Source organism: Corallococcus terminator (genome assembly GCF_003611635.1).
GTDB classification, from domain to species: domain Bacteria; phylum Myxococcota; class Myxococcia; order Myxococcales; family Myxococcaceae; genus Corallococcus; species Corallococcus terminator.
This window is the reverse complement of the sequence record NZ_RAVZ01000479.1, coordinates 1-5,628: the sequence shown is the minus strand read 5'-3', so window position 1 is coordinate 5,628 and position 5,628 is coordinate 1. Positions and strand designations below refer to the sequence as shown.

The 5,628-nt window shown below is 70.2% G+C and carries 6 protein-coding genes; 1 reads left to right on the top strand and 5 read right to left on the bottom strand.

The features are described from left to right. The first annotated feature begins 91 nt into the window (after positions 1-91). Entirely contained in the window at positions 92-1,249 is a 1,158-nt protein-coding gene (locus D7V88_RS38445; protein WP_120545504.1) for a vWA domain-containing protein, read from the top strand. A 44-nt stretch (positions 1,250-1,293) separates the two neighbouring features. Here the strand turns inward: D7V88_RS38445 and D7V88_RS38440 are convergent, their stop codons facing one another. From D7V88_RS38440 to D7V88_RS38420, 5 genes are all read right to left on the bottom strand, one after another. Continuing rightward, on the bottom strand, positions 1,294-2,952 hold the full coding sequence (locus D7V88_RS38440) for a hypothetical protein (RefSeq protein WP_120545503.1): 1,659 nt from the start codon (positions 2,950-2,952) through the stop codon (positions 1,294-1,296). Next, positions 2,949-3,782, bottom strand: a complete 834-nt coding sequence (locus D7V88_RS38435; protein WP_120545505.1) for an ABC transporter ATP-binding protein — start codon at positions 3,780-3,782, stop codon at positions 2,949-2,951. Before D7V88_RS38435 ends, D7V88_RS38440 begins: the two co-directional genes overlap by 4 nt. Before the next feature lie 84 nt (positions 3,783-3,866). Beyond that, positions 3,867-4,244 (bottom strand): response regulator, encoded by a 378-nt coding sequence (locus D7V88_RS38430; RefSeq protein ID WP_120535258.1) that lies wholly within the window; start codon positions 4,242-4,244, stop codon positions 3,867-3,869. Between the two features lie 106 nt (positions 4,245-4,350). Then, entirely contained in the window at positions 4,351-5,325 is a 975-nt protein-coding gene (locus D7V88_RS38425; protein WP_120545502.1) for an amidohydrolase family protein, read from the bottom strand. Beyond that, complete coding sequence (locus D7V88_RS38420) at positions 5,322-5,576, bottom strand: hypothetical protein (RefSeq protein WP_120545501.1); 255 nt, start codon at positions 5,574-5,576, stop codon at positions 5,322-5,324. Before D7V88_RS38420 ends, D7V88_RS38425 begins: the two co-directional genes overlap by 4 nt. Positions 5,577-5,628: the final 52 nt, after the last annotated feature.

Here is a 5,628-nt window from a genome sequence, read left to right as displayed (position 1 = left end):
GAACTGGCCGCCCCTCCAACGAAGCCGGGCCTCAACCCGTTGCCCGCGCCGCCGCCCGCCGCCACCGCGAAGCCGAAGTCGCCGGGGGGGGGTGACGTCCGTGGGGGTCCTGGCGCCCGTGCCGCAGGCGCCCGGGCAGGCCCCTCTGGTTCCGGACTTCCTGGCCCAGGACCCGGCCGTGCAGCCGCAGAGCGCCCAGCCGGAGATTGAAGTGGCCTTCGTGCTGGACACCACGGGGTCCATGGGCGGGCTGCTGGAGGGCGCGAAGCAGAAGATCTTCTCCATCGCGTCGCGCATCGCGAAGGGCAAGCCCACGCCGCACCTGAAGGTGGCGCTGGTGGCGTACCGGGACGTGGGGGATGCCTACGTGACGAAGCGCTTCGACCTGAGCGACGACCTGGACGCGGTGTTCGCGGAATTGCGCAAGCTCCAGGCGGACGGCGGCGGGGACTCCCCCGAGCACGTGGGCCGAGGGCTGGGCGAGGCGGTGTCGCTGCTCAAGTGGAACCAGAACCGCGAGGTGATGAAGGTCGTCTTCCTCGTGGGCGACGCGCCCCCGGCCCAGCGTGAGGCCGCCTGGGACTTCAAGCTGTGGTCCAAGCGCGCGAAGGAGCGCCACATTGTGGTGAACACGGTGCGCTGCGGTGGAGACGACGCCACCGAGGTCTCCTGGCGCTACGTGGCGAAGCTGACGGACGGCACGTTCGACTCCATCGACGCGGCGGGCGGCATGGTGGCGGTGGCCACGCCCTTCGACGAGGAGCTGTCCCGCGTCAACGCGGAGCTGGCGTCGAAGACGCTCTACGGAGGCCGCAAGGAGGCGCAGGCGATGAACCGGGCGCGCGCGGACGCGATGAAGGACATGGCCCCGGAGGCCGCCGCGGACCGCATCAGCTACATGAAGACCAGCCGGAGCGCGGGCAAGGGTGGCGCTGGCGCGGCGGAGGTGAGCAGCGCGCCCGCGGCGATTGGCGGCGCGGTGGACCTGCTGGAGAAGCCGACCGCGCTGGCCTCCCTCAAGGATGACGAGCTGCCCGCGGAGCTCCAGGGCCTGAAGAAGGAGGAGCAGTCCGCGAAGGTGAAGCAGCTCGCCAGCGAGCGCAAGGCGTTGGAGCAGCAGGTCGCGAAGCTCGCGAACGACCGCGACCAGTGGCTCACGAAGAACGCGCCCGCCAAGGAGGACGCCTTCGACGCCAACGTGATGAAGAGCGTGAAGACGCAGGCCGCGAAGTTCGGCGTGAAGTACTGAGATTCACCCCACCGCGCGGGGACTTCCGCTCCCCGCGCGCGGGCCTACTCGCGCGTCACCGCCCGGAGCACCAGTTCGCGGCGCTGGTCCAACAGGCGCATCGCCAGCGGACGCACCGCCCGGTACACGAGGAAGTTGAGCACCGCGCACCCGGCGATGAAGGCCACGGACTGCCACCCCGGACCGTCCCTCCCCGCGAGCTTCAGCGCATGGCCAAAGGGCATGCAGCCCACGCTGGCGGCGAGGATGCCCAGCATCGACGCGGTGAGGGGCACCTTGTCCCGCCGCTTGAGGCTCGCGTGGAACTTCACCGGGAAGTACAGCGACAGGAAGTTGCCCGCGGCCAGCAGCATGGGCACCACCGCCGCCACCGCGGCCATGGCGCACAGGAAGTCCACCAGCGTGCCCGCGCCGAAGTACGCCCGGTAGAAGAGCCCCACCAGCACCGCCATCCCCAGCGCCGCCAGTCCCTGCACGCGGTTCTTCGCGCGCAGCACGTCCGACAGGTCCAGGGGCGCCGCCAGGAACACCGCGAAGCCGTGCCCGTCGTACGCGAACGTGTTCTGGGAGAACGTGGAGGCAATCACCACGGCGCCGTAGATGCTCAAACCGCCCATCACCCACGCATCCGCGCTGTTGCCCAGCAGGTAGATGAAGAGGTCCCGGCCGGACAGCAGCTTCAGCAGGATGGCCAGGATGAAGGGCACCGCCGCCAGGAGCCGCGCGCGCGGGTTGCGCCACAGGTCCAGCACCTCGCGCCGCACCAGCGTGTCGAAGCGCGTGGGCGTGGTGGCGAACGGGTCGCTGTCCGCGCCGTCCCCCCGCGCGCCGCCGGAACGGCCCGACTGCCGGTGGAAGCGCAACAGCAGCGAATACGCGACGGCCATGCCCACGCCGGTGAAGAACAGCAGGCCCATGGCCTCCATCATCGCGATGTGCACGCGCCCATGGGCAAGCTGCCCCAGCCCGTCCCCGAAGTAGCCCGGCGGCACCTGGCTGAGCGCCACCGCCGCGTTGATGATGAGGCTCATGTCCAGCGCGCCCACGCCCGCCTCGCCCACGCTCGTCAGCCACGACGTGTCGATGGGCGGGATGAACGACGCGGCCACGAGGAACGTCAGCATGCCGCCGCCCATGATGCGCGCGCTGTGCTTCGCCTTCAGGACGTTGATGACCGTGTAGAGGCCCACCCGGCTCCACGCCGCGCAGAACAGCGCGAACAGCACGTAGAGCACCGCCGCCAGCCAGGGCGCCGCCAGCCGGTGGCGCGACGCATAGCCCACCGCCGCGCCAGTCAGGGGCGCGTAGAACACGAGCGCGCGGGGTTCGAAGAGGCTGGCCACCGTGGAGCCGATGAGCAGCCGGAACGGGGAGATGGGGAACGCGGCGTAGCGGGACAGCTCGGAGTGATCATCCACGCCCGCGGACAGGAGCGGCCAGGTCACCCACGTCGCGGCGGTGACGAAGCACAGCAGGTTGAGGATGAAGTAGGGCCAGACGTTGCTGTGCGCGATGGTGCCCAGCCGCATCAGCTTGAAGAAGGACAGGCCCAGGATGACACCCGGCGCGCTGGAGCCCAGGAACGCGGCCACCGCGAGCAGGCGGCTCTTGCCCGGGCCCTGGTTGAGGCCCAGGTGCAGGCGCAGGCCCCAGAGCAGCAGCAGGTGGCGCAAGAAGCTGGGGACGGGCGGGCGCGGACTCACGCGGACTCCCGGCGCAGCGGCAGCACCGTCGCGGCGGGGTCCGCGTAGAACGACAGCTTCGCGTTGCGCGCGGCCGGCACGGCGACCAGCTTCTCGAACACCGCCTCCAGCGTGGACGCACCGTGGCGCTGGCGCAGCGCGTCCACCGGGCCCTGGTCCAACATGCGCCCGCCCCGGATGACGCCCGCGTGCGTGGCCAGCCGTTCGGCGATCTCCAGCACGTGCGTGGTGAGCAGCAGCGTCACGCCCCGGCGGCTCAGCTCGCGAAGAAGCTCGCGGATGACGCCCGCCGCGAGCACGTCGATGCCCTCGAAGGGCTCATCCAGCAGCACCAGCTCCGGCCCGTGGATGAGCGCCGCGGCGATGGCGAGCCTGCGCCGCATGCCCTTGGAGTACTCCGCCACCAGCGCGCCGGCCTTGTACGTGAGCTCCGTCAACTCCAAGAGCTCCACCGCGCGCGACGCGGCCTCGCTGCCGCTCAATCCATACATGCGTGCGCAGAACGTGAGGTATTGGCGGCCGGTGAGCCGCTCGAAGAGGCTCAGCTCCTCCGGCACCACGCCCACGCGCTGCTTGACGTCCAGGGGCCTTGCCACCGCGTCCACGCCGAGCATGTGGATGGAGCCCGCGTCCGGCCCGTACACGCCGGTGAGCAGCGCGATGGACGTGGACTTGCCGGCCCCGTTGGGACCGAGGAACGCGTAGAAGGCGCCCTTGGGAATCTGGAGGTCCAGCCCGTCCAGCGCGGTGAAGGCACCGAAGCGCTTGACGAGGCCGCGTGCGTCGATGGCCAGCTCGGGGCTGGCCGGTTCGGAAGGGGGGGGCGTCATGAAGGACGCCATCACACCACGTTCCCAGGGGCCGCCGACAATCCTCGGGTTGACGGATGTCGTTGCCTGCCTGCTGCCCGCGACTCAGTGCACCATGGCGACTTCGGGCGGCCCGACGATCTGCTGCACCGTGGTGCGCACCTTGTCCAGGTCCACGGGCTTGGAGATGTAGCCGGCGGCGCCGACCAGCTCCGCTTCCCATTCGAAGCCGTAGCCCGAGATGATGATGATGGGCAGGTTGCGCGCCCGGGGCATCTTCTTGAGCGCGTCCAGCAGGCCCCAGCCGCTCATGACCGGCATCCGGAGGTCCAGCAGGACCGCGCCCGGGATGTCCTCCTCCAGCAGGTCCAACGCCTCGCGACCGTTGGCGGCCTCGATGGTGTCGTAGCCCATCTCCTGGAGGGCATCGCAGATGAGCGTGCGGTGACTCGCGTCGTCGTCGACGACCAGGATGTTCGACATGGGTATGAGCCTCTGGAGATGGCGGCGTCTGCTTCTTGGGGACCGCGATTCTATGGGCACGAAGATGGGAATGCCTCTTCCATTGCGGAAGGGGTTCCGTTTCTTTTCAACATCTGTCCACACCGTAGAGCGTCAATGCGTTGCCCCCGAGCACCCCCGCCAGCGCGTCCTCGGCCGGCTTCAGGTCCACCAGCGCCTTGAACTCCCGGTCCCACGCATAGGGGATGTTGGGGAAGTCCGTCCCGTAGAGGATGCGCTCCGGCCGCACCTCCAGCACCTGACGGGGCAGGGGCACGGGGAAGTAGCCGCCCACCGCCATCGTGGTGTCCAGCCAGAGGGTGTCGTGCCGCTCCAGCAGGCGCGCGTAGGCGTCGAACTCGTCCGCACCCAGGTGGGGCACGCACAGCTTCAGCGTCGGATGATCCGTCAGCACGCGCTCCACCCGCTCCGCGGCGCAGAGCGTGTACGGATCACATGGGTACCTGGGGCTGGCCGGCTCGCGGCCCGCGTGCATGACGAGCGGCCTTCCCGCCCGGGCGCAGGCCTCGTAGAGCTCATGCAGTTGGGGCGCGTCCGGGGAGAAGCACTGCACATGACAGTGCAGCTTCACGCCCTTGAGCCCCAGGGCGAACGCTTCCTCCAGGATGTCCACGGCGCCGGGTTCGCCCGGAAAGACGGTGGCCAGCCCGATGACGCGGGGCTCGGCCTTCGCCACTTCGGCCACGTAGGCGTTGAGGGCGCGCGCCATGCCCGCCTTGTGGGCGTAGTGCAGGGCGACCACGCGCTCGACGCCCCGGGACAGCAGGAACGAGAGGACATGGGGCGTGTGCAGTTTGTAGCGGATGGGCCAGCCGTGCTGGTCGAACCAGCGCCACACCGCCTCGAAGACGCGGTCGGGGAACAGGTGCACGTGCGCGTCCACGACGGGCGGCAGGCCCGGATCCACGCGGGGCCCTTCCTCGTCCGCCAGCGCGGGCATCGGCATGGAGATGCCCAGCTCCCGCCACGAGGGCGCCGACGCCAGACACGGCACCGGGACATCGTCCTCCGGCGCGGGGGCTGCGTCCGGGCCCAACGTCATCCGCCGCCCGTACCCGACGGGCCGGACTTCGAGGCGTCGTCCGCTTTGTCGGCCTTGTCCATGCGCCGCAGGTAGCTGTTGTGCGCGTAGCCGTTGCGCTCCAGCCGCTGCGCCTCGATGGCGTCCGCGACCTTCGTGCACACCTGGCCGAGCACGCGCAGGGACTCGGCGATCACCCGCTCCGCGTGATCCTGCGCGTTGGCGGACGGAATCGTGGGTCGGTCGCGGCGGAACAGGAGGGGCAACTTCATCCGGTGGAATCTAAGGGATGCCTCGCCCGCGTGCCACGCGTCAGCCCCACCC

What these genes read in the sequence shown, in the direction of transcription:
- D7V88_RS38435 (WP_120545505.1), bottom strand. Translation starts at nt 3,782, where the DNA reads ATGACGCCCCCCCCTTCCGAACCGGCCAGCCCCGAGCTGGCCATCGAC.
- D7V88_RS38430 (WP_120535258.1), bottom strand. Translation starts at nt 4,244, where the DNA reads ATGTCGAACATCCTGGTCGTCGACGACGACGCGAGTCACCGCACGCTC.
- D7V88_RS38425 (WP_120545502.1), bottom strand. Translation starts at nt 5,325, where the DNA reads ATGACGTTGGGCCCGGACGCAGCCCCCGCGCCGGAGGACGATGTCCCG.
- D7V88_RS38420 (WP_120545501.1), bottom strand. Translation starts at nt 5,576, where the DNA reads ATGAAGTTGCCCCTCCTGTTCCGCCGCGACCGACCCACGATTCCGTCC.